This is a genomic window from Ruegeria atlantica (assembly GCF_947495585.1).
Classification (GTDB): Bacteria; Pseudomonadota; Alphaproteobacteria; order Rhodobacterales; family Rhodobacteraceae; genus Ruegeria; species Ruegeria atlantica_G.
The window spans coordinates 181969-204010 of record NZ_CANLZK010000002.1 but is presented as its reverse complement, the minus strand read 5'-3'; the positions used below and the strand labels follow the sequence as shown (position 1 = coordinate 204010).

Genomic DNA, 22042 nt, shown 5'->3' with positions numbered 1-22042 from the left:
TTTTTGTGATTATTCCGCAGCTGCTTCCAGTTTGTCCTGGGTGCGGGTTTCGAAATCGCTGGCCTCGTGACGTTCGTGCAGCTGGGTATGTGGCTCACCGAACGGGCGGTTGACCATGCGGCCCCGCTGAACGGCAGGGCGTGCGTCGATGGCCTTGGCCCAACGCATGACGTTCTTGTAGGATTCCACGTCCAGGAATTCTGCGGCGCTGTAAAGGCGGCCCAGAACCAGCTGGCCATACCATGGCCAGATCGCCATATCCGCGATGGTGTAATCCTCGCCTGCGATATACGTCTTGTCTGCCAGTTCGCGATCCAGAACGTCCAGCTGGCGCTTGGTCTCCATCGTAAAGCGGTCAATTGGGTATTCGAACTTTTCCGGCGCATAGGCGTAGAAATGGCCAAACCCACCGCCCAGATAGGGTGCACTGCCCATCTGCCAGAAGACCCAATTCATGACTTCCGTACGTTCCGGTCCGGACGCGGGCAAAAACGCGCCAAACTTTTCGGCCAGATGAAACAGGATCGAAGCGCTTTCGAACACGCGTGTCGGCTTGTCGCCCGAGCGATCCCAAAGAGCGGGGATCTTAGAATTTGGGTTGGCCCCGACAAAGCCTGAGCTGAACTGATCGCCTTCGCCGATATTGACCAGCCAGGCGTTGTATTCGGCACCTTCGTGACCCAGCGCCAGCAGTTCCTCCAGCATCACGGTCACTTTCACGCCGTTCGGCGTGGCCAGTGAATAGAGCTGCAGGGGGTGCCGTCCAATCGGCAGATCCTTGTCGTGGGTGGCGCCAGCGATTGGGCGATTGATGTTGGCAAATTGGCCGCCATTCTGGCTGTCCCATGTCCAGACCTTTGGGGGCGTATAGGTCGGTTGCTCGCTCATTTCTTGCCTTTCTTCGCAAAGTGCAGGTGAATTGTCCGTCCATCACAACAGCTAATGTTGCAAAGCACCAAGTCCAACCCCCCAGAGCGCAGCGTTTTTGTAACAATCCTCACCCGACATCTCACGAATTCTCATTCAACGTCACAGCGACGCGAGGGGGACTTCGCAAGCGGTCTGAATCACCTATTGTATGTTCAGACCCGCAAGTTCGGGCAAATCAACAACCCCGAGGACAAAAGGACTTACCACCATGAAACGTTTTGCCCTGACTGTAGCTGCGGCTCTGACCCTTGCCGCTCCCGCCTTTGCTGGTGACCAGTATATTGACGGCACCGGGTTCGCCGTGTCTGGCTACGATGTCGTCGCATACCGTGGTCTAGATCAGGTTGCGGTTGGTCAATCTCAGCCCGCGCCTGTACGCGGCCGTGCAGACATCACCGCGGAATACAATGGTGCCACCTGGGCATTTTCGTCTGAAGAGAACCGCGACAAATTTCAGGAGAACCCAGCCTTCTACGCACCGCAATATGACGGACATTGCGCATACGGTGTTTCGAAGGGCGGCAAAGTCCCTGCGAACCCGAACCTTTGGCGCATCGTCGATGACAAGCTTTATTTGAACATCACCGATGTCGTTGTCGGTTTCTGGGAAGAAGACGTGCCCGGCAATATCAACCTCGCCGAAGGCAACTGGCCGGGGATCGAACCCGATGGCGCTTCCTCCAGCGTGATCCCGAAATTCACCTCGGAAGGCCCGATTTCAAACTAAATGGCCACTCACCAAGCCAAAGCCCGGCTCATTTCAGCCGGGCTTTTTTGTTAATGTGCAAACGAGAATTCGTCCCGCATCTGCTGATCGGCATCGAACCGAATGCGAACGCTTTTGGCGCCGGGGAACGTACGCGCAGTAATCGCTTCGGGCACAACGACCTCGCCACCGCCAGAGTCGTTGGACTGGAAATTCAGCACCTCGGTTTCCGTCTGGCGTGAGCTCGCCAAAACCGACGTGGGCAACGCCACGCGGTTTGCACCTTCATAGACCGGCGTTGAGACAAAGAATGTCAAATGGCGGCCAAAGAACCCGACCGCATCGGGCACATGGTCCGACTTGCACATCAGCTCGGAATCCGGTGTTTTAACCTCGTCTGATCGATCCGGCAACGCGTTGTTTAGCAGGGCGCGGCATGCGTTGATATCGGCGGTTTCCAGTGTCAGAATACGACGGCGCAGTTTCGGGCGCCGGGGTTTTCCCGATCCAACACCCTTGCCCGCCAGCCCTTCTTTACGCAAAAAATCATATGCATCCTTGGCGCGGGTAAATCCGGAACTATCGCCCTCGACTTGGTCGGGATGACCATGGAACGCAATGTCCCGCCAGGCGCTTCTGATGTCGTCCGAACTGGCGTTTTGATCCAACCCCAGAGCATGCAGTGCTTCTGTGCGGGCTTTGATCTTTTCAACAGTTTCCATAACCCAATTTACTCATTACAAAACAAAAAAACGTCACTGCCTTAGTTTGAGTAAGGCGGTGAACTTGTCAAATTTCACGCAAAATTGAAGTGCTTACAGGAACAATTGCAGCGCGTCGCGGCAATTGTTCTTAGTTTCTTTCCCGGCAGTTGGGGTGCTGTTTATCAGGCGGGCCCAATTCAGGCCACGTTTTGCAGATCAGCCTTCGGCGTTATGCCAAGGGCAAAACACACATCACGCGTCAATTCCGGCCGGTTCAGCGTGTAGAAATGCAGCTTGTCCACGCCCCCGTCGATCAGGTCCGAGCACAGCTCGGTACACAATGCTGTAGCCAGCAAGTCCTCACGATCGTCCCGCACGGCCTTTTCAAATGCCTGCTCGACCCATTGGGGAATGCGCGTGCCGCATCGTTTGGCGAAATTGCGTGCACCCTTCCAGTTCTCGATCGGCAGGATGCCAGGCACGATAGGCTTGTCGATGCCTGCTTTTTCGCAGGCATCACGGAACCGGAAAAACGTCTCGGCCTCAAAAAAGAACTGGGTCAGGGCCTCATCTGCGCCTGCATCCAGTTTGGCCTTGAGCCAATCAATATCGGTGCGGGCGTTTTGTGCCTCGGGGTGAATGTCGGGGTAGGCGCCAACCCGAATGTTGAACATCTCGGTTTCTGCCAGAGCCGAGATCAGTTCGACCGAGTTGGCAAACCCGTCGGGGTGCGGTTGAAATCGGTCCTGACCAGCAGGTGGATCGCCGCGCAGCGCCACGATGTCCTGAACACCAGCCCGCGCGAAGGTATCCGCAATTTCCAGCGTTTCCTGGCGCGAGGCATCCACGCATGTCAAATGCGCCGCTACCGGCAGACCTGAGGATTTGTGCAGGGTCGACACCGCGTCGCGTGTCAGTTCCCGAGTAGTGCCACCCGCACCATAGGTGACCGAGACAAAGCGAGGCTCTAACGGGGCCAGAGTCTGGACCGTGTCCCAAAGACGAAACGAGGCTTCGAGCGTCTTGGGCGGAAAGAACTCGAATGAAATTTCTGGCTTGGTCATCTCGGCCTCATTTGATTGGTACACGGACCTTGTGCCAGTTAGGGCAATGTGAGACAAACTCATATTATTCAAGAACAACATGAGTATCACTGCAATGCACATCGAATTCCGCCACCTGCGTACGATCAAGGCGATCCATGAATGTGGTGGTTTGGCCCGTGCGGCGGATCAATTGAACATCACCCAATCGGCGCTGAGCCACCAAATCAAAGGGTTAGAGGATCAGGCGGGGGTTGAACTGTTCCTGCGCCGGTCCAAGCCGATGAAACTGTCTGCGGCCGGGCTGCGCCTGTTGCGTTTAGCCGAACAGATATTGCCGCAAGTTCAGGCCACACAACAGGAATTCTCGTCGCTTCGGGATGGGCGCGCTGGGCGGATGCATATCGCGATCGAATGTCACGCGTGTTTCGAATGGTTATTCCCGGTGCTTGAATCTTTCCGGAAATCCTGGGGTGATGTGGACGTTGATATCCGCCCAGGTTTGGCATTTGACGCCTTGCCTGCGCTGCAAAAAGAAGAGGTGGATCTGGTCGTTTCGTCCGACCCCGAGGACCTGCCAGGCATCGAATTCATCGAACTGTTTGACTATGACGCTGTTTTTGTCGCTGCATCATCCCATCCATTGGCGCAGAAGGATTTCATCGAGGCCGAGGATTTTCGTGGTCAAACCCTGATTACCTATCCGGTGGAGCGCACCCGGCTGGATGTGTTTAGCCAGTTGCTGATACCCGCGCGGGTCGAACCGGCCGCGATCCGCCAGGTTGAATTGACTGCAGTGATCCTTTTGCTGGTCGCGTCGAACCGCGGTATTTCGGTGCTGCCTGACTGGGTTGTGCGCGAAGTGAAGTACAATTCCGACTACGTCACTCGCCCCCTGACCAAGGGCGGCATCACCCGCAGGCTTTACGCGGCAGTGCGCAGCGAGGACCTAGAAAAACCTTTCGTACAAGAGCTGATCAAGCTGGCCGAAACCGAGGCGCGCAAGCTGCAAGAGCAATAGGCAAAAAACGCGGGTCTGCTATGCGCATCATTCCTCTTGGCAAGGGCGCTTTGCATCAGTATACGCGCGGTTTGACCGGACAGGAGCCTTTGGACAATGGTTGGCAGTGCAAACCTCAACATCATGATCAAAGCCGCGCGTAAGGCGGGGCGTTCTTTGGTCAAGGATTTCCGTGAAGTCGAGAATCTTCAGGTTTCGATGAAAGGCGCAGGCGACTTTGTGTCCAAAGCTGACATTGCTGCCGAGGCGATCCTGAAAGAGGAACTGCTGGGCGCACGCCCGACCTACGGCTGGCTGGCCGAAGAGGGTGGCGTGATTGAGGGCGAAGACCCGACCCGCCGCTGGATCGTTGATCCGCTGGATGGTACTACGAACTTCCTGCACGGTCTGCCGCACTGGGCAATCTCGATCGCGTTGGAACACAAGGGCAAGATCGTGGCTGGCGTAATCTATGACGCCGCCAAGGATGAGATGTTCTTTGCCGAAAAAGGCGAGGGCGCTTGGATGAACGACATGCGTATCCGCGTGTCAGGCCGTCATCGGATGATCGAGTCGATTTTCTCGACCGGCCTGCCTTTTGGTGGCCGTTCGGACCTGCCTGCGACCCTGCAGGATCTGGCGCGTCTGATGCCCGCTTGTGCTGGCGTGCGCCGTTGGGGTGCCGCTGCGCTGGACATGGCCTATGTCGCAGCGGGACGTTACGAAGGCTTTTGGGAGCGTCGCCTGAATGCATGGGATGTGGCCGCCGGGATCATCATCGTCCAAGAAGCGGGCGGATTTGTTCAGGCGCTAAACCCTGAAGGCAACGTTTTGGAAGACGGTGAAGTGATCTGTTCGAACGAGCCGATTTTCGATCAGTTTTCCAAGGTGATCCGAGGCTAACCAGCCTTTTAGAAATTCCGTAAGCGCGCCCCGATTGAGGCGCGCTTTTTTTGTTTTCAGAGGGTCGCGCGTTGTGCCAGACCTGCTTCGTCCGCCAACTGTGCGGCGACGGATGCAACAGCGAGGTCCTGCAGACCCACGCCAGTTCCGTCGAACAGGGTGATTTCGTCAGCACTGCTCCGCCCGGGATGATCGCCGTTGATGACCGCACCAATTGGGGTGATCTGTGTTTCGGTCAAAGTGCCGCTTCCCATGGCGTGCTGTGCCTCGCCAATCGTCGCGGATTGAGCGACCTCGTCGGTGAAAACGGTGGCCGAGGCGACCAGCGCCGGGTCGACCTCCATCTTGCCCTTCGTGTCTGTGCCCATACAGGCCAGATGCGTGCCGGGTTTGATCCAGTCTTTCATCAATAGCGGCTCGAACGCCGAGGTGATGGTGATGATGACATCCGATTGGGCACCCAGCTCTTGTTGACTGACGGCTTCGAATTCCAGTCCGATTTCCTCGGCGACAGCCGCCAAACGGGGCAGCATGTCGGGGTGCGGATTCCAGGCGACAACCTTTTCAAAGTCCCGCTGTTCAGCGGCGGCGCGTAGCTGGAAGGCCGACTGATGTCCGGCGCCAACCATGCCCAGCACTTTGGCGTCTTTTCGGGCAAGATGTGCGATGGAAACCGCTGATGAAGCTGCTGTTCGCACGGCCGTTAGGTAGTTGCCACCCACCAATGCCGAAAGCCGCCCCGTGTCGGGATCGAACAGAAACACCGTGGATTGGTGATTGGTCAATCCTTGTTCGGCATTGCCCGGCCAATAGCCGCCGGACTTAACGCCCAAAACCTGTCCATCCCGATAAAAACCGGATTTGAACCCATACAGTGCATCGGCATAACCCAGTGCCTCGCGAACGACAGGAAAGTTCCGTGCCCCGCCGTTGGCCATCGCACCAAACACGGATTGGACCGCGTCAAAGGCCTGTTGGCGGCCCACCAGATGTTCGCACAGGTCTTCGCCCACAATCAGCAGGCCATCTTGCGTGGTCATAGCATCCCTCATCAATAAGCCTTTCCGCGGGCCGACACGGGCCACAGAGCCTCGACCTTGCCGTCGCGCACGCCGACATACCAATCGTGGACGTTGCAGGTGGGATCACAATGTCCGGGCACAAGCCGAAGCTTGTCGTTCACCTTCAAAACGCCGTCGGGGTCGCCGATGACACCGTGCTCGTCCGAGCATTTGAGGTATTCCACATCGTCGCGCCCAAAGATGAAGGGCAGGCCGCTATCGACCGATTGCGCCTTGAGGCCGGCGTCGCAGATGGCCTTGTCAGTCTTGGCATGGCTCATCACGCTGGTCAGAATGAACAGCGCGTTTTCCCATTCGCCCTGATCGATCCGCTTGCCGTTCTCGTCCAGAATGCGCCCATAATCCGCATCCATGAAGGCGTAGGATCCGCACTGCAACTCGTTGTAAACGCCTGAATTGCTCTCGAAGTAGTACGACCCTGTGCCACCACCCGAAACCAACTCGCAGTCGATGCCTTCGGTTTTCAAACCGTCAACCGCGTCTTTGACCATGGCGATGGCTGTATCCAGCTTCTCTTTGCGCGCATCATAGGTGTCGAGGTGCTGCATCGCGCCTTGATAGGCCTGAATGCCGGTAAATTTCAGGTTGGGCGCTTCGTTGACTGCCTTTGCTATATCGACAACAGCTTGGGTCGTGGTCACACCGCACCGACCTGCGCCACAGTCAATTTCCACAAAGACTTCAAGTTCCGTGCCGTGATCGACAGCAGCTTTGGACAAGTCGGCGACATTGTCGATGTCGTCTACGCACACAATAGTGCGCGCGCCCAATTTGGGCAGTTGCGCCAATCGGTCGATCTTTGCCGGGTCGCGGACCTGGTTCGACACGAGGACATCCTTGATGCCGCCCCGCGCGAATACCTCAGCCTCAGATACCTTTTGACAGCAGACGCCAACCGCACCGCCGAGTTGTTCTTGTAGCTTGGCGACGTCGACGGATTTGTGCATCTTGCCGTGTACGCGGTGGCGCATCCCGTGAGCCTTGGCATAATCGCCCATTTTCTTGATGTTCCGCTCCAGCGCATCGAGATCCAGGATCAGGCAAGGGGTCTGGATTTCGCTTTCATCCATGCCGATGGCAGCGGGGATGTCGAACCCGACTTCCAGTTCTTTGATGTTCACAGGTTTGTTCATGTCGTTCCTCCTTACCCTTTCAGCCAGGGCAGTTTGTCCAGATCCACGTTGCCGCCGGTCACGATCACACCAACGCGCCTGCCGCGGAATACGTCCGGGTTCTTGAGTATGGTTGCCAGAGGCACGGCCGATGACGGCTCCATCACGACGCGCAGGTATTTCCAAGTCAGTTTCATCGCTTCGATGATTTCGGCATCAGAGGCGGTGAAAATGTCGGTCACGTTTCGAGACACGAAGTGCCACGTGTTCTCTTTCAACGGCACCAGCAGCCCGTCGGCGATCGTTTTTGGCGCATCGTCGGCGATGATGTGACCTGCTTTGAAGGACCGGTATGCGTCGTCCGCCTGTTCTGGCTCGGCGGCATAGATCGCGGTGTCGGGGGCCAGGTTCGAAACAGTCAGGCACGTGCCCGAGACCATGCCCCCGCCTCCGATCGGGGCGATGACCGCATCCACTCCGTCTGTCTGCTCCAACATTTCGGCCGAGCAAGTGGCCTGACCCGCAATGACGCGCGGGTCGTTATAAGGGTGCACGAACTCTCCGCCCGTTCTGGCCTGCACTTCGGCAAAGGTCGCCTCGCGGGATGAGGTTGACGGCTCGCACTCCGTGATTGTCCCGCCATAGCGACGCACGGCGTCCTTCTTGGCTTGCGGCGCAGTGCGCGGCATCACCACGTTGCAGGGAATACCCCGCCGTCCGGCGGCATAAGACAGGGACAAAGCGTGGTTGCCACTGGAGTGTGTGCAAACGCCCTTGGTCGCCATATCATCACTCAGGCCGAAAACCGCGTTGCTCGCACCGCGTACTTTGAACGCACCAGCCTCTTGGAAGTTCTCGCATTTAAAGAACAGCCGCGCTCCGGTCAGGTCGTTCAAATAATCCGACTCCATGATCGGCGTGCGCCGGATGAAGGGTTTGATCCGTTCATGCGCGGCGCGCATTTCGTCGATCGTCAGATCCGCTGCGGGGATGTGATCCAGCATTTCCATCCTCCTCAGGCTGCGGCCTGGGCGCGGTCAGATGGGCCGGTGCGATAGAAATCCTGCGCCGCCGCGACCCCGCTGCCCAAAGTGATCGGATAGTTCAGATCGGCCATCGCCATCTCGATTGTGCTGAGGCCGGACAGAACCATCACATCCGTCAGACTGCCCAGATGGCCGATGCGGAACGCCTTACCATTCAGTTGACCCAGTCCAATACCAAAGGACACGCCATAAGCGTTGAACGCGTGGTCAGTAAGTGTGTTGCTATCATACCCGTCTGGCACGTAGATCGCGCTGACAGTGTCAGAATACAGATCGGGCGATTGCGCGACCAGTTTCAGCCCCCATGCGTCAACGGCGCGGCGCACACCTTCGGCCAGTCGGAAATGCCGGGCATAAACGTTCTCAAGCCCTTCTTCGAACAGCATCTTGAGGCTTTCGCGCATGCCGTAGATCAATTGCAGCGGCGGCGTATAGGGAAACCCGCCCGATGCATTGGCTGCCATCATATCGTCGAAGTCAAAGAAAGTGCGCGGCAGCTTCGCGCTTTTCATCGCGTCCTTTGCCTTTGGGCTAACGCACAGAATTGCCATGCCGGTCGCCAGCATGAACCCCTTTTGCGACCCGGATACGGCGATATCTACACCCCAAGCGTCAAATTCGAACGGCATCGAGGCCAAAGAGCTGACGCAATCGACAAACAGCATCGCGGGATGGTTTTCCGAATCCATCGCTTGGCGAACCGCGGCGATGTCCGAACGTACACCAGTCGCCGTTTCGTTGTGGGTCACCAGAACGGCGCGGATTTCATGCGCGGTGTCATCGGCCAAAGCGGCCTGGAACTGATCAGCGGGTGCGCCGGTGCCCCAAGGGCACTCGACAATCTGAACGTCCAGCCCATGCCGCTCGCACAGGTCGATCCAGCGATGGCTGAACACGCCATAGCGTGCAACCAGAACCTTGTCGCCGGGGCTGAGTGTGTTGGTTACGGCTGCTTCCCACCCACCTGTGCCACTGGATGGAAAGGTCACGATCTGACCAGTCGTGGTACCGAACACCTTTTTCGTGTCCTCAAGGACAGGTGCAAAGGTTTCGACAAAATCCGGCGCGCGGTGATCCTGCGTTTGGACCTGCATGGCAAGACGCAACCGGTCTGGAATGTTGGTTGGGCCGGGTATGAAAACCGGGTTTTGGTTGGACATCTGTTATTCCTCCGCTTTGGATGTAAGTGTCCGGGAAAACCTCACGGCGTGCAATTTTCTTGAAAAATATTTTCATTTTTGCGATTAAATATTTAACTCACTGTAATTATGCAGTTTATCGTTTTTCAATTTTTGACCTCAAAAATGAACGGTTCAGAAATATTCTGGCGTTGTGCAAGGGAGTAGGGTGATGGACAATCAGAAAAGACCGCGCGGCAGGCCCAAATCCCTGTTCAAGGAAAGCTCGGCCGGGACCATGCAATCGCTGGATCGGGCGCTGGGCGTTTTGACAACGGTGGCCCGGTTGGAACGCGCAGCGCTCAGCGATCTGGCACGCGAGATCGATGTGCCGACGGCCACGACGCACCGCATTCTGGTGACCTTGCAGAAACACGGCTTTGTGGCCTTTGACGACGAACGTCAGGAATGGATGATCGGGATCGAGGCATACCGGACCGGCGCTTCGTTCCTGCGCCGTAACAGTGTGCTTGAAATCGGGCGGCCAATCCTCAGACGTCTTATGCAGGACAGCGGTGAGACCGCCAACCTGGCGGTGCCGGATGGGTCCGAGGTGGTCTTCGTCGGGCAGGTCGAAACTCCGAACCCCATTCGCGCCTTTTTCCCGCCCGGGGCACGAACGCCGATGTATGCCTCTGGCACTGGCAAGGCGATCCTTGCCGCGATGACCGAAACGGCGTTGGCGAAAACGCTGGGGGCGATTGATCCGGTGGAATTCACCGCGAACACGCAGATACCGGGCGACGGATTACAACAAGATCTTGCCAAGACCCGTGCACGCGGCTGGTCGCATGACCGGGAAGAAAGATATCAGGGCATGTCCTGTATCGGCTCGGCGATTTTCAATGACCGGGGGGAGCCATGCGCAGGGATCTCGGTATCGGGTCCGACCGCTCGGTTTGGCGCGGATCGTGCGCATGCGTTGGGTGAATTGGTTCTGGCCGCAGCGCGGGAAATCACCCACCTAAGCGGCGGCCAGGTACCGAAACCCTGAAGCCCTGCTACTTGCGTGGTACGCGGGGAATACGGGACTGAGTTAGCCTGTACTTGTGTTCAGGATGCGGCGGATGGCCGTGGGTGCGGCCCCAAAAATCAGTACCGCCACGCCGCAGCCAAATTGGGATGCACAAGATCAGGCCCACAAAAAAACCACCCGTATGCGCCCAATAGGCCACCCCGCCTTCATCCGGGTTGCTGGCCAGACTGCCAAAGAACTGCATAGCCAGCCAGACCCCCAGCATGACAAAGGCAGGTATTGTGAATATGCGAAAATACACGATGAGAATAAGCAGGATATCCACGCGGGCCTTTGGGAATAGCAGCAGGTAACCACCCATGACACCCGCAATCGCACCGGATGCGCCAATGGTCGGCACGACCGAGCCCGGCGCTGTGAAAACATGGATCAGACCCGCCCCGATTCCGGCTGCAGTATAGAACAGCAGAAAGGGCAGGTGGCCCATTTCATCTTCGAGGTTGTCGCCGAAAATCCACAGGAACAGCATGTTTCCGGCCAGATGCATCCAACCTCCGTGCAGAAACATCGAGGTCACCAGCGTCTCAAACGCAAAGCCGTCCGTGATCCGCGCCGGGATAATCGCATAGTCGTAGTATAGCTGATTGATCAGCCGAGCATCGTTCATGATACCCACATAGCTGAGGAATATCAGGATATTGGCCGCCATCAGCAGATAGACGACATAGGGTGTTCGCCCCGAAGGGTTATGGTCGCGGATTGGAAACATGAGGGGACGCTGGGCTTTTCCCGGCCCAGCGTCAAGGCATGCTTACGCCGCACCCCCAAGCAATGCGGCGTTGCCGCCCGCGGCTGTTGTATCAACGCACAGGTGGCGCTCGGCCAGAACGCGTGCGCGGTCCGGAAGGCCGGGGATCAGCGGCAGGATCGGACCGTCCCGGCGGGCGAGGTGACGTTCGATCTCACGCGCTGTATCGTCATCGCCCCACCAAAGAACGCCCGATATCCCGGTCACGTTCTCCAACCGATGCAAGTCTAGCGAACCGGTCGCCTGAATGACCGTTCCCCCCAGCGCCTGAACAGCGTCGGCTTGCGCGCGCGCGGCCTCGGCTCCGGGGCCCATGCACAGCAACGGCGCGCGTGCGAATTCGCTCAACCGATTGGATTCGCCTGTCGGGCCGGGCAGGGATTGGGTCTGCACCGGTGCGGGCGTACCTTGAACATCCGGAAGCTCGCTCATCGGGCTATCCCATTGCTTGTCGGATTGCTGCTGGTCCGGGGCGCAGAACCGCGTCATGTAATTTGGCCCACCCGCCTTGGGGCCTGTGCCCGAAAGCCCCTCACCGCCAAATGGCTGAGATCCTACGATGGCACCAATCTGATTTCGGTTGACGTAGATGTTTCCGGCGTGCACTGCCTCGGTGATGTGCTGTACGCGGTCGTCGATCCGAGTATGCAGGCCAAAGGTCAGCCCGTACCCGGTTGCGTTAATGTCGGCGATCACCTGATCAATCTCAGATGCCTTGAAGCGAACGACATGCAGGACAGGGCCAAAAATCTCACGCTTCAGCGCGGAAATGCCGGGTATCTCGATAAGCGTCGGGGCGATGAACGTCCCTTCGGGCGGTATGGGCGTGTCCTTTAAAACGCAGCCTGCGGCGCGGGCATTGGCAACGTGATCTGCAATGCCCTGGCGCGCGGTCTCGTCAATAACCGGTCCGCAATCGGTTGAGATCAACCAAGGATCTCCGACCTGGAGAGCCTGCATTGCACCGGTTAGCATTGTCAGCAAATCGTCGGCGATATCTTCCTGGACATAGAGACACCGCAAGGCGGAACATCGCTGTCCGGCAGATTGAAACGCGCTTTCGATGATAGACTGAACGGCCTGTTCAGGAAGGGCGGTACTGTCCACGATCATCGCGTTCAACCCGCCGGTCTCGGCGATCAGAGGCGTGCCGGGGCGCAGGTTGTCAGCCATGGCTGCGCGTATTTTCAACGCGGTCGCCGTCGATCCGGTAAACGCCACGCCGGATACGCGCGGGTCAGAAGTCAACGCCGCGCCAACGGACGGGCCGCCGGGCAATAATTGCAGCACATCGCGGGGAACGCCGGCCTCGTGCAGCATTTGAACGGCCCGATGTGAGATCAGTGGCGTTTGCGGTGCGGGCTTGGCCAGAACTGCGTTGCCTGTGGCCAAGGCCGCTGAAATCTGGCCTGTGAAGATAGCGAGCGGGAAGTTCCAAGGGCTAATGCAGGTGAAAACGCCTGCCGGTTCCGCATCGGGAATGTTCGCAGCGTAGTAGCGCAGGAAATCGACCGCCTCACGTAGTTCGGCAACGGCATCGGGCAGGGACTTACCTGCCTCGCGCGCGAGCAAGGCGAAAAGCTCGCCAAAATGAGCCTCATATAGATCGGCAGCAGTATTCAAGATACGCGACCGTTCTGCTGGTGGTGCCTGCCACGGTGCCGCGGAATTCAGGGCAAGCTCGACATCCTCGGCGCTGGCAGGGGCGATTGCTCCGGGGCGATCCTGTGGTTGGGCCGGATTGGTGACCGGTTGGTCCTGTTCCGGGCTTGCATCGCCGGACAGCAGCGGCTGGGCATACCAATGGTGCGCTCGGAAAGCATCCCGCGCGGCGTCGATCTTGTCCAATGTCGGGGTGTGGTGAAGGTCGAAACCCTTCGAATTGACGCGTTCCGGTTGGAACAGGTCCGGCCCGGTTGGCAGCGGTCGTACCTGATCCACAATGGTCAGGAACGGATCAGCGGCGACCTCTTCCGGTGGAACGTTCTCGTCTACAATTTGGTTTACGAATGATGAGTTTGCACCGTTCTCCAGCAGACGCCGCACCAGATAGGCCAGCAGGTCCCGATGCGCCCCGACCGGCGCATAGATCCGGCAACGTGTGTTGTTTTGGTCTTTGACAAGCTGGTGCAGGGTTTCGCCCATTCCATGCAGGCGCTGGAACTCGAATGGCTGGTCATCGGCCATGTGAAGGATCGCACTGACCGTATGGGCGTTGTGGGTGGCAAATTGCGGGTAAATTCGATCGGTCATACCCAGCAGCTTGCGCGCATTCGAGATGTAAGAAATGTCCGTGGCCGCCTTGCGGGTGAACACGGGAAAGCCATCGATGCCTTCAACCTGAGCTCGTTTGACCTCGGTATCCCAGTAGGCCCCTTTGACCAAACGAACCATCAGCTTTCGATCGTGACGCCCAGCCATGTCATACAGTGTGTCCAGCACGATCCCGGCACGCGGGCCATAAGCCTGAACGACGATACCCAGGCCGTCCCAACCATCCAGGGCCGGTTCGGCCATCACCGCCTCGATCACCTGCAAAGACAAGGACAGGCGATCTGCTTCTTCAGCGTCCACATTTAAGCCCATACCTGCCGCCTTGGCCAAAAGGGCCAACGCCCGCAACCGGGGCACCAGTTCTTCCATGACTTCTGCTTCTTGCGCCAACTCATAGCGTGGATGGAGCGCCGACAGCTTGACGGAAATCCCCGGATTGGCCCGGATATCGTCGTGAATGCAGGCTTCGGCGATTGCAGCAATCGCCCGTGAGTAGGACAGGTGATAGCGGGCGGCATCGGCTTCGGTTCGCGCGGCTTCGCCCAGCATGTCATAGGAATAGGTGTAGCCCTTAGCCTCCATCCCGCTGGCGCGGTCCAAGGCGGATTGGATGGTCTCGCCTAAGACAAACTGGCGACCCATTTCCTTCATCGCGCGCCCTACGGCCGTTCGGATCACGGGTTCGCCCAGCCGTTTGATCGCGCCGCGCAAGACACCGACCGGAGAGGTCTTGTCTTCATCCAGCACCTTGCCTGTCAGCATCAGGGCCCATGTGGACGCATTGACCAGAGATGATGAGGATTGACCCAGATGCTTGCCCCAATCCGACGGGGCGATCTTGTCCTCGATCAGCGCGTCGATGGTGTCGGCATCGGGTACGCGCAGCAGCGCCTCGGCCAGACACATCAACGCGATGCCTTCGTCGGTGGACAGGCCGTATTCGGCCAGGAACACTTCCATCATACCGGGTGAGGTGCTGGACCTGATATCAAGCACCAATTGCGCCGCAGCCGCGCAGATCGCGGCGCGGTCGGCTTCGCTCAGATCAGCATTTGCGATCAACGCGTCAAGAATTCTCGACGGATCGGCATAGGTTTTGGCATCAATGCGGGCGCGCAGGCTGTGTGACATGTGTCCTCCGGTCTTTTGAGTAATATAGTGTCGATTTTTCGGGACGATTGCCTTAGTTTTGTCTTTCGTCAGGCGATCAGCCTGTTTTTTGAGGTTTGGGCGATGCAAAAAGACTTTCCGGGGCTGGATCGGTTTGACACATCAATTTTGGCGATTCTGGCCGAGGACGGCCGGATCCCCATCGCCGATCTCGCGCGGCGTATCGGGCTTTCGAAATCCCCAACTCAAGCACGTGTGAAGAGACTTGAGGCTGATGGCATCATTACCGGATATCGTGCCTTGCTGGACCCCATTCGCCTTGGTTTGGACCACGTAGCCTTTGTCGAAGTCCGATTGACTGACACGCGCGAGAGAGCTTTAGCCGATTTCAACGCGGCCGTTCGTAAAGTGCCTGAGATCGAACAAGCCCATATGATTGCGTCGAATTTTGACTATCTTCTGAAAATTCGCACCGGGTCTATGTCGGAATACCGCGCGGTTCTGGCCGAAAAGATCTCATCATTGCCGCATGTCGCCAGCACTTCAACCTTTGTCGCGATGGAGGCTGTGAAAGAGACCGGGATGTCTGGGGCCTTGGATGCGATGGGTTGACGAACACGTTGCACGCGTCACCATTGGCGCATGAAACGCTTTGCTTACGCCTCAATTTTCTATGCTGCGACCGTTTTTGCGGCCAATGCGCAAGACTGCCCTGTCGCGCCAGACCATTCCGCAGATGTATCGGCGGTTCTGGAACAGATACAAAGCGCTGAAACCGAACAGTCCGCTCGTGCACTGTCCGGTCAGTTATGGGAGTTCTGGACCGATGCCCCGGACGAAAGCGCGCAGGCTGTTCTGGATCGAGGCATGACACGCCGAAATGCGTGGGACCTGCTGGGCGCGATTGAAGACTTTGACAAGCTGGTCGCGTACTGCCCGTCCTACGCGGAAGGGTACAACCAACGCGCATTCGCCCACTACCTGCGCCAGGATTTTCAATCCGCGCTGCCTGACTTGGACAAGGCAATCGAGCTGTCTCCCAACCACGTCGCCGCGATCAGTGGCCGTGCGCTGACCCTGATGGGACTACAGCGCATGGACGAGGCGCGAGAAGCGTTGTCTCAGGCGTTGGAGCTGAACCCGTGGCTTTCAGAGCGCCATCTCATGGCACCGGGTGGGCCACTTGCCATACCGGGTGAGGACATTTGAAACAAAACGCCCCCGAAACCGCAAGGTCGGGGGCGTATAGGTTTTGTGGGGATTAGCCGACCAGACCGTTATCGGTACGTTTGATTGCTATAACCGACGACCGTGGCGTGCCGCCGTCCGGCCAATTGCTGCCGGGGTGCTGAATGCCGACAAACATGGTGCGCAGATCGCTGGACCAGGCGAGACCGGTAACCTCACAGCCGTTCGGGCCGGTCATGAAACGCGCGATCTCGCCGGTGATCGGGTCACCAACCAGCATCTGGTTGTTGCCGTTGCCTGCGAAGTCTCCTTCATTGTCGTCATTGCCGTCCGTCTGGATCCAGATCAACCCGGTCGAGTCTATCACCATGCCATCGGGCGAGTTGAACAGGTTCCCTTCATTCACGTTTGCCGAGCCGGCGCGATCGTCCGAGTGAACCGTCGGATTGCCCGCCATCACGTACAGGTCCCAATCGAACCCTTCGGCGGCGTGGTCGTCATTTGCGGGGCGCCAGCGCACGATCTGACCGTACTTGTTGGCCTCGCGCGGGTTGGGGGCGTTGACCGAGGTGTCATCTCCACCGGCGTTAGCCTTCACGCCGCGGTTCTTGTTGTTGGTCAAACAGCAATACGCTTCTACCGCAACAGGGCTGGATGCGACCCATTCAGGGCGGTCCATGGTCGTGCCGCCGGCCTTGGACGCGGCCATACGGGTAAAGACTGCGATATCGGCTTCGTCCATCCCGGTGGTTTCCGGTGTCAGAGCCAGCCATTCGCCCTTCATGTCGTCGTTGAACTTGGCGACGTAGAGCGTGCCGTCGTTCAGCAGGCCCTCGGTTTCACCTCCCGGTTGGTAGGTGCCGTTCGAAACAAACTTGTACAGGTACTCGCCCCGCTCATCGTCGCCCATGTAGACAACAACACGACCATCTGCGGCCAGAGTGACCTCGGCATTCTCGTGCTTGAAACGGCCCAGACCGGTGTGCTTGACCGGCGTGCTGTCGGGCTTGGTCGGGTCGATTTCGACGATCCAGCCCGCGCGGTGCGGCTCGTTCGGGTTTTTCGACGTATCGAAACGAGCATCGAACAGTTCATAGCCGTTCCAGCTTTCGGCCTTCACACCATAGCGCTTGAAGCCATCTGCAACCTTTTGGTCGTAAGTGGCGTTTTCATCGCTAGACCCGAAGTAGCCGTTAAAGTTCTCTTCGCAGGTCAGGTAGGTACCCCACGGAGTTTTACCCGCACCACAGTTGTTCATCGTACCTAGCGACGTGGTTCCGGTCGGATCAGCTTCAGTTTTCAGCAGGTCGTGACCTACGGCCGGGCCAACGATCTTCATCGGCGTATTGTGGTGGATACGACGGTTGAAAGGGCTGTCCTTGACGACCGACCAGCCATCGGGGCCTTCGGTGATTTCCATCACGGTCACGCCCTGAATGTTCTGCAGTTTCAAAACGTCCTCGGCGCTGGCCGGAACACCTTCCTGAGCGGCGGGCATGTTGATCTTGCGGTTCGGATATTCGTGGTTGATCGCGATCAGCTCGTGACCCTGGAACGAGAAGGTCTCCATCCCGTCGGTGTTTTCGCCGAAGATGCGATCCGATTTCTCAATCGGGCCACCATCGGTGATGTCATAGCCGTCGGCATCGGAAAACAGCGGGTCGCCCCAGCGCGTCATAACCTTCCACTCATAGCCTTCAGGTACGTGAACAGTGCCGTCAGTCTGTGCGGCAATCGGAGTAAAGGCAAAGCGCGAGGCCGTAACAGCGTGTGCTGCAGTTGAGCCCAGCAGGCCCGTGCCCATTGCGCCGGCACCCGAGCCAAAGGCCACTACGCCAGCCAGAAACCCACGGCGCGAGATGGCGTTTTCGACGACGCGATCAAAATCGTTTTCTTCGGGGCGGGGGAAATGCAGCTCGTCCCAATCGTCGGCGGACAGGGTGGTGTTATCAACGTCTTTCATGAATGGCTCCTGGCTGTCTTAGAGTAGTCGATGAAAGGCATGTAGGGCGACTTTGTGACATGTTCTTAACAACATTATTAATGACTTCATTTGGCCCTCAAGAAAAAGCAATCGGCTGGCGAAAGCATACCAAAGCTTTCTGCCAGCCGCGCTTGCTATCTTGGTAAAATGTTGTTGTGACGATCAGGTTGCGTGATCCCAGCGAAATGCAGGTTTAAGCCAGCCGCTGCCCTGCTTCGTTAAAGCGATAGGCCTTCTCGGATGCATATCCGAATCGCAATTCTTGACCTTCTGCGATGGCATGTTGGCCAAACAAACGGGCTGTGACGTCGTGGTCCTGAACTTTGGCTATCACATTGGTGTCTCCGCCCAACTTTTCCACATGGCTGACACGCGCGGCAAGCGGGCCGTCATCTGACAGGAACAGGTCCTCGGGGCGAATTCCGATCGTGTTCTGACCGCTTTCTTGAACTAACGCTTCAGGCAGGAAGTTCATAGAAGGTGAGCCCAGGAACCCGGCGACGAACTGATTTGCGGGGTTGTTGTACAGTTCCATCGGGCTACCGATCTGCTCAACCCGACCATCGCGCAGAACAACGATCTTGTCGGCCAGCGTCATCGCTTCGGTCTGATCATGGGTCACATAGATCATTGATGCATCCAGTGCCCGGTGCAGATTGGCGATCTCGATCCGTGTGTTCATCCGCAGGGCGGCGTCCAGATTGGACAGCGGCTCATCAAACAGGAACAGTTTAGGTTCACGCACAATGGCGCGCCCAATGGCGACACGCTGGCGCTGGCCGCCTGACAACTCGGACGGGTAGCGGTCCAGATAGGGTTCAAGGTTCAGCATCCGGCTGGCCTTGGCGACGCGGCCTTCGATTTCCGATTTGGGCTGCTTTTCCTGTTTCAGTGCAAGGGTCATATTGCCCCGAACGCTGAGGTGGGGATAGAGCGCATAGCTTTGGAACACCATCGCGATCCCGCGCTTGGATGGCGGCACCAGATTGACCTGCTGCCCGCCAATGTTGATCTCACCGGATGATGCATCCTCTAGCCCCGCAATCACCCGCAGCAGGGTGGACTTGCCACAGCCCGACGGTCCGACAAAGACGACGAATTCGCCTTCTTCAACCTCCAGCGTGATGTCTTTCAGGACATGCACGTTGCCAAAGGACTTGTTCACATTGTTCAGCGTCAGGGCGGTCATGATGCGGGCTCCTCAAGGGAAACGGGCTGGCCGGTTCGGATGCTTTGATCCGCAGCCAGACAAATGGCGAGCGATTGGACGGCGTCATTCATATGACGGGTCAGGTCGATATCTTCGGCGATGGCGCGCAGCATATAAGCCTGCTCAGCATCACAAAGGTCTTGATGGCCGGGTTCGTCCGGCATCTCGATCGTGTGGTCGCCTTGCGGTGTATGGACCAGCAAGCCGCCGACTTTGGTATGGCTGTCGATGTCGGCAGACGCACCCTTGTTCCCATCGGTAATCGAGACCGACCCGTTGGGCGAAACGATATCTTTCACGAAGAACGCGGTTTCAGACATCATCGGCCCCCATCCGGCCTCATACCAGCCGACCGAGCCGTCGTCGAAGACCACCTGAAACTGGCCGTAATTATACATATCCGGCGCGATTTCATCCGACAGGCGCAGGCCCATACCATGCACCCGGACGGGCTGCGCGTCGGTGATCTGGCACATCACGTCGACATAGTGCACGCCGCAATCGACAATGGGCGAAGTCGTCTGCATCAGTGCCTTATGCGTTTCCCATTCCGCGCCTGACGACTGCTGGTTCAGGTTCAACCGGAACACGTAGGGCCCGCCAAGATTGCGCGCCTCGTCAATCAGCCGCATCCAAGAGGGGTGATGGCGCAGGATATATCCAACCACCAGCTTACGATTCAGCCGCGTTGCTGTTTCGACCACACGCCGGGCGTCGGCGACATTAGTGGCCAGCGGTTTTTCAACAAACACATGTGCGCCAGCCTCCATCGCCGCGCAGGCGAAATCCGCGTGGCTATCAGAGTAGGTGGCGACCACGACCAGATCGGGTTTCGTTTCAGCCAGCGCCGTGTCGAAATCGGAATAGGCCGGGTAATCGATGAGATCCGGGTGATCCACACGGCCGGACCGGTTCACCAAACCAACGATCTGCGCGTCGGGATGGTGATGGTGCGCCAGCGCGTGGCTCAAACCCATGTTACCAAGGCCTGCAATCAGTACGCGGGTCATTTGACTGCTCCGGATGTGATGCCGCGGATCAGCTGGCGCGAGAAGATGACGTACAGGACAAGCACCGGCAGAATGGCCATCGACAAGGCCGACAGGACCGCGTTCCAATCGGTCACGAACTGGCCGATGAACACTTGGCTTCCCAGCGTCAGGGTCTTGGTTTCTTCCGCTGGGGCCAGGATCAACGGGAACCAAAGGTCGTTCCAGATCGGGATCATGTTGAACACGGCCACGGTCGCCATCGCGGGCCGGACCAGAGGCAGAACAAGGCGGAAGAATATCGTGTATTCGGATAATCCGTCGATGCGCCCGGCATTCTTCAGGTCATCGCTGACTTGTCGCATGAATTCGGACAGGATGAATACGGCCAATGGTAATCCCTGGGCCGTGTATACAAGGATCAGCGCCCAGAGCGAGTTTACCAGCCCGGTCGCCACCATCATCTCAAGGATCGCCACGGTGCCGATGCGGATGGGGATCATGATCCCCAGCGCCAGATACAGCCCCATGATCAGGTTGCCCTTGAACTGGTATTCCGACAACGCATAGGCGGCCATCGCGCCAAACAACAGAATGAAGGACAGCGATGCCACGGTGACAATCATCGAGTTCTGGAAATACAGGAAGAAATCTCCCTGCTTCATCACCGTCTCATAGCCGATCATCGAGAAGCTGTCGGCATTGGGCAGGGCCAGTGGTTCGCGAAAGATCGCGCGGCGGGATTTGAAGCTGTTGATCAGGATAACAAAGACCGGAAACAGCGCGATCAGTGTGTACAGGATCAGCGCGCCGTGCATCGCGACCATGTTGAGGGGGTTATGACGTGCTTTGTTCATCGCGTGGCCCTCACAATTGATACCGGCGCATCCGGGTCTGGATGCCGAACAGGTAGATACAGACACCCACAAGGATGATGGCGAACATCGCCCCGGCGATTGCCGAACCCATATGCGGGTCACCCAGTTGCAGCTGGAAGCCAAAGAATGTGCGGTACATGAAGGTCCCAAGAATATCGGTCGAGAAGTCCGGTCCCGCCAGCGCGCCTTGTGACGCGTAGATCAGATCGAATGCGTTGAAATTCCCCACGAAGGTCAGGATCGAGATGATCCCGATCGAAGGCAGGATCAGCGGCAGTTTGATCTTCCAGAAGGCCGCGGTTCCGGTGATACCGTCAATCTCTCCAGCCTCAAGAATTTCTTCTGGGATGGTCAGCAAGGCGGCGTAGATCAACATCATCGGGATGCCGACAAACTGCCAGACCGAAATTAGCGCCAGTGTGGTCAGTGCATATTCCTCTTTTCCCAGCCACGGGGCGAACAGCGACTTGAGCCCGACGGCATCCAGCATAGACGGCGCAATGCCCCAGATCGGCGAGAGGATCAGCTTCCAGGCAAACCCGACAATCACAAAGCTCAGGATGGTGGGAATGAAGATCGCCGACCGATACAAGGCCGCAAACCGCAGGCGCGGGTGGCTGAGCAGGGCGGCTAAGGCGATCCCGATCGGGTTTTGAACCAGCATGTGGATCAGGAAGAACCAGAAGTTATTGCCCAATGCGTTCCAGAACTGTTCGGACCAGATCGGATCAAAGAACAGAGTTTGAAAGTTCTGCAATCCAACAAACACACGGCTTTGGTCAATCTCGGTATAGAGCGCCAGACGCAGCGTGTTGAACAGCGGGAAGATCATCACCGCCGTGTAAACAAGAACGGCCGGTGCAAGAAACACAAGGATATGCCAGCGGAAGCGGGGGCGGTTCATGGGACTGCTTTCAATGG

At 57.8% G+C, this 22042-nt stretch carries 20 protein-coding genes; 6 read left to right on the top strand and 14 right to left on the bottom strand.

The genetic code is table 11. The annotated features are described in order from the left end of the window. Positions 1–9: 9 nt before the first annotated feature. A complete protein-coding gene (yghU, locus tag QMP16_RS06750) occupies positions 10–888 on the bottom strand; it encodes a glutathione-dependent disulfide-bond oxidoreductase (protein ID WP_282151734.1) in 879 nt (292 codons plus the stop codon). Positions 889–1138: 250 nt separating this feature from the next. Between yghU and QMP16_RS06745 the strand changes: the two genes are divergently transcribed. Continuing rightward, positions 1139–1657, top strand: coding sequence for a YHS domain-containing (seleno)protein (locus tag QMP16_RS06745; RefSeq protein ID WP_058275938.1), 519 nt, complete (start codon positions 1139–1141; stop codon positions 1655–1657). Between the two features lie 50 nt (positions 1658–1707). On the opposite strand, the gene QMP16_RS06740 is transcribed toward QMP16_RS06745, so the two are convergent. Beyond that, entirely contained in the window at positions 1708–2358 is a 651-nt protein-coding gene (locus QMP16_RS06740; RefSeq protein ID WP_282151733.1) for a J domain-containing protein, read from the bottom strand. Between the two features lie 179 nt (positions 2359–2537). Next, positions 2538–3404 (bottom strand): methylenetetrahydrofolate reductase [NAD(P)H], encoded by an 867-nt coding sequence (metF, locus tag QMP16_RS06735; protein WP_282151732.1) that lies wholly within the window; start codon positions 3402–3404, stop codon positions 2538–2540. 94 nt (positions 3405–3498) lie between these two features. On the opposite strand from metF, the gene QMP16_RS06730 reads away from it, so the two are divergent. Next, positions 3499–4404 carry a LysR family transcriptional regulator gene (locus QMP16_RS06730; protein WP_282151897.1) on the top strand — a complete coding sequence of 302 codons (906 nt, stop codon included), beginning with the start codon at positions 3499–3501 and terminating at the stop codon, positions 4402–4404. Between the two features lie 96 nt (positions 4405–4500). Continuing rightward, positions 4501–5286, top strand: a complete 786-nt coding sequence (locus tag QMP16_RS06725; RefSeq protein ID WP_282119024.1) for an inositol monophosphatase family protein — start codon at positions 4501–4503, stop codon at positions 5284–5286. Between the two features lie 56 nt (positions 5287–5342). Here the strand turns inward: QMP16_RS06725 and bhcD are convergent, their stop codons facing one another. From bhcD to bhcA, 4 genes are read right to left on the bottom strand one after another with little or no spacing between them, the layout of a single operon-like run. Next, positions 5343–6326 (bottom strand): iminosuccinate reductase BhcD, encoded by a 984-nt coding sequence (gene bhcD / locus QMP16_RS06720; RefSeq protein ID WP_282151731.1) that lies wholly within the window; start codon positions 6324–6326, stop codon positions 5343–5345. Between the two features lie 11 nt (positions 6327–6337). Further along, a complete protein-coding gene (gene bhcC / locus QMP16_RS06715) occupies positions 6338–7501 on the bottom strand; it encodes a 3-hydroxy-D-aspartate aldolase BhcC (protein ID WP_282151730.1) in 1164 nt (387 codons plus the stop codon). Between the two features lie 11 nt (positions 7502–7512). Continuing rightward, on the bottom strand, positions 7513–8484 hold the full coding sequence (gene bhcB / locus QMP16_RS06710; protein WP_282151729.1) for a beta-hydroxyaspartate dehydratase BhcB: 972 nt from the start codon (positions 8482–8484) through the stop codon (positions 7513–7515). A gap of 11 nt (positions 8485–8495) precedes the next feature. Next, positions 8496–9686, bottom strand: coding sequence for an L-aspartate--glyoxylate aminotransferase BhcA (gene bhcA / locus QMP16_RS06705; protein WP_282151728.1), 1191 nt, complete (start codon positions 9684–9686; stop codon positions 8496–8498). Between the two features lie 190 nt (positions 9687–9876). Between bhcA and QMP16_RS06700 the strand changes: the two genes are divergently transcribed. Then, a complete protein-coding gene (locus QMP16_RS06700) occupies positions 9877–10698 on the top strand; it encodes an IclR family transcriptional regulator (protein WP_282151727.1) in 822 nt (273 codons plus the stop codon). A 7-nt stretch (positions 10699–10705) separates the two neighbouring features. On the opposite strand, the gene QMP16_RS06695 is transcribed toward QMP16_RS06700, so the two are convergent. Together QMP16_RS06695 and putA are read right to left on the bottom strand one after the other, a co-directional pair. Beyond that, the gene (locus tag QMP16_RS06695; RefSeq protein WP_282151726.1) at positions 10706–11449 is read right to left on the bottom strand and encodes a rhomboid family intramembrane serine protease; all 744 of its coding nucleotides are present in this window, start codon (positions 11447–11449) and stop codon (positions 10706–10708) included. A 42-nt stretch (positions 11450–11491) separates the two neighbouring features. Continuing rightward, entirely contained in the window at positions 11492–14893 is a 3402-nt protein-coding gene (putA, locus tag QMP16_RS06690; protein WP_282151725.1) for a bifunctional proline dehydrogenase/L-glutamate gamma-semialdehyde dehydrogenase PutA, read from the bottom strand. Positions 14894–14995: 102 nt separating this feature from the next. Between putA and QMP16_RS06685 the strand changes: the two genes are divergently transcribed. Next, positions 14996–15484 carry an Lrp/AsnC family transcriptional regulator gene (locus QMP16_RS06685; RefSeq protein ID WP_058275736.1) on the top strand — a complete coding sequence of 163 codons (489 nt, stop codon included), beginning with the start codon at positions 14996–14998 and terminating at the stop codon, positions 15482–15484. Positions 15485–15514: 30 nt separating this feature from the next. After that, positions 15515–16081, top strand: a complete 567-nt coding sequence (locus QMP16_RS06680; protein ID WP_282151724.1) for a tetratricopeptide repeat protein — start codon at positions 15515–15517, stop codon at positions 16079–16081. Positions 16082–16133: 52 nt separating this feature from the next. Here the strand turns inward: QMP16_RS06680 and QMP16_RS06675 are convergent, their stop codons facing one another. The 5 genes from QMP16_RS06675 to QMP16_RS06655 form a co-directional block, all read right to left on the bottom strand. After that, positions 16134–18023, bottom strand: coding sequence for a PhoX family protein (locus QMP16_RS06675; protein ID WP_282151723.1), 1890 nt, complete (start codon positions 18021–18023; stop codon positions 16134–16136). Between the two features lie 214 nt (positions 18024–18237). Then, positions 18238–19233, bottom strand: coding sequence for an ABC transporter ATP-binding protein (locus QMP16_RS06670; protein WP_282151722.1), 996 nt, complete (start codon positions 19231–19233; stop codon positions 18238–18240). After that, positions 19230–20264 carry a Gfo/Idh/MocA family protein gene (locus QMP16_RS06665; RefSeq protein WP_282151721.1) on the bottom strand — a complete coding sequence of 345 codons (1035 nt, stop codon included), beginning with the start codon at positions 20262–20264 and terminating at the stop codon, positions 19230–19232. The genes QMP16_RS06670 and QMP16_RS06665 overlap by 4 nt, the downstream gene beginning before the upstream one ends. After that, on the bottom strand, positions 20261–21100 hold the full coding sequence (locus QMP16_RS06660) for a carbohydrate ABC transporter permease (protein WP_058275926.1): 840 nt from the start codon (positions 21098–21100) through the stop codon (positions 20261–20263). Before QMP16_RS06660 ends, QMP16_RS06665 begins: the two co-directional genes overlap by 4 nt. A 10-nt stretch (positions 21101–21110) precedes the next feature. After that, positions 21111–22025 (bottom strand): carbohydrate ABC transporter permease, encoded by a 915-nt coding sequence (locus QMP16_RS06655; RefSeq protein WP_058275594.1) that lies wholly within the window; start codon positions 22023–22025, stop codon positions 21111–21113. Positions 22026–22042 lie beyond the last annotated feature (17 nt).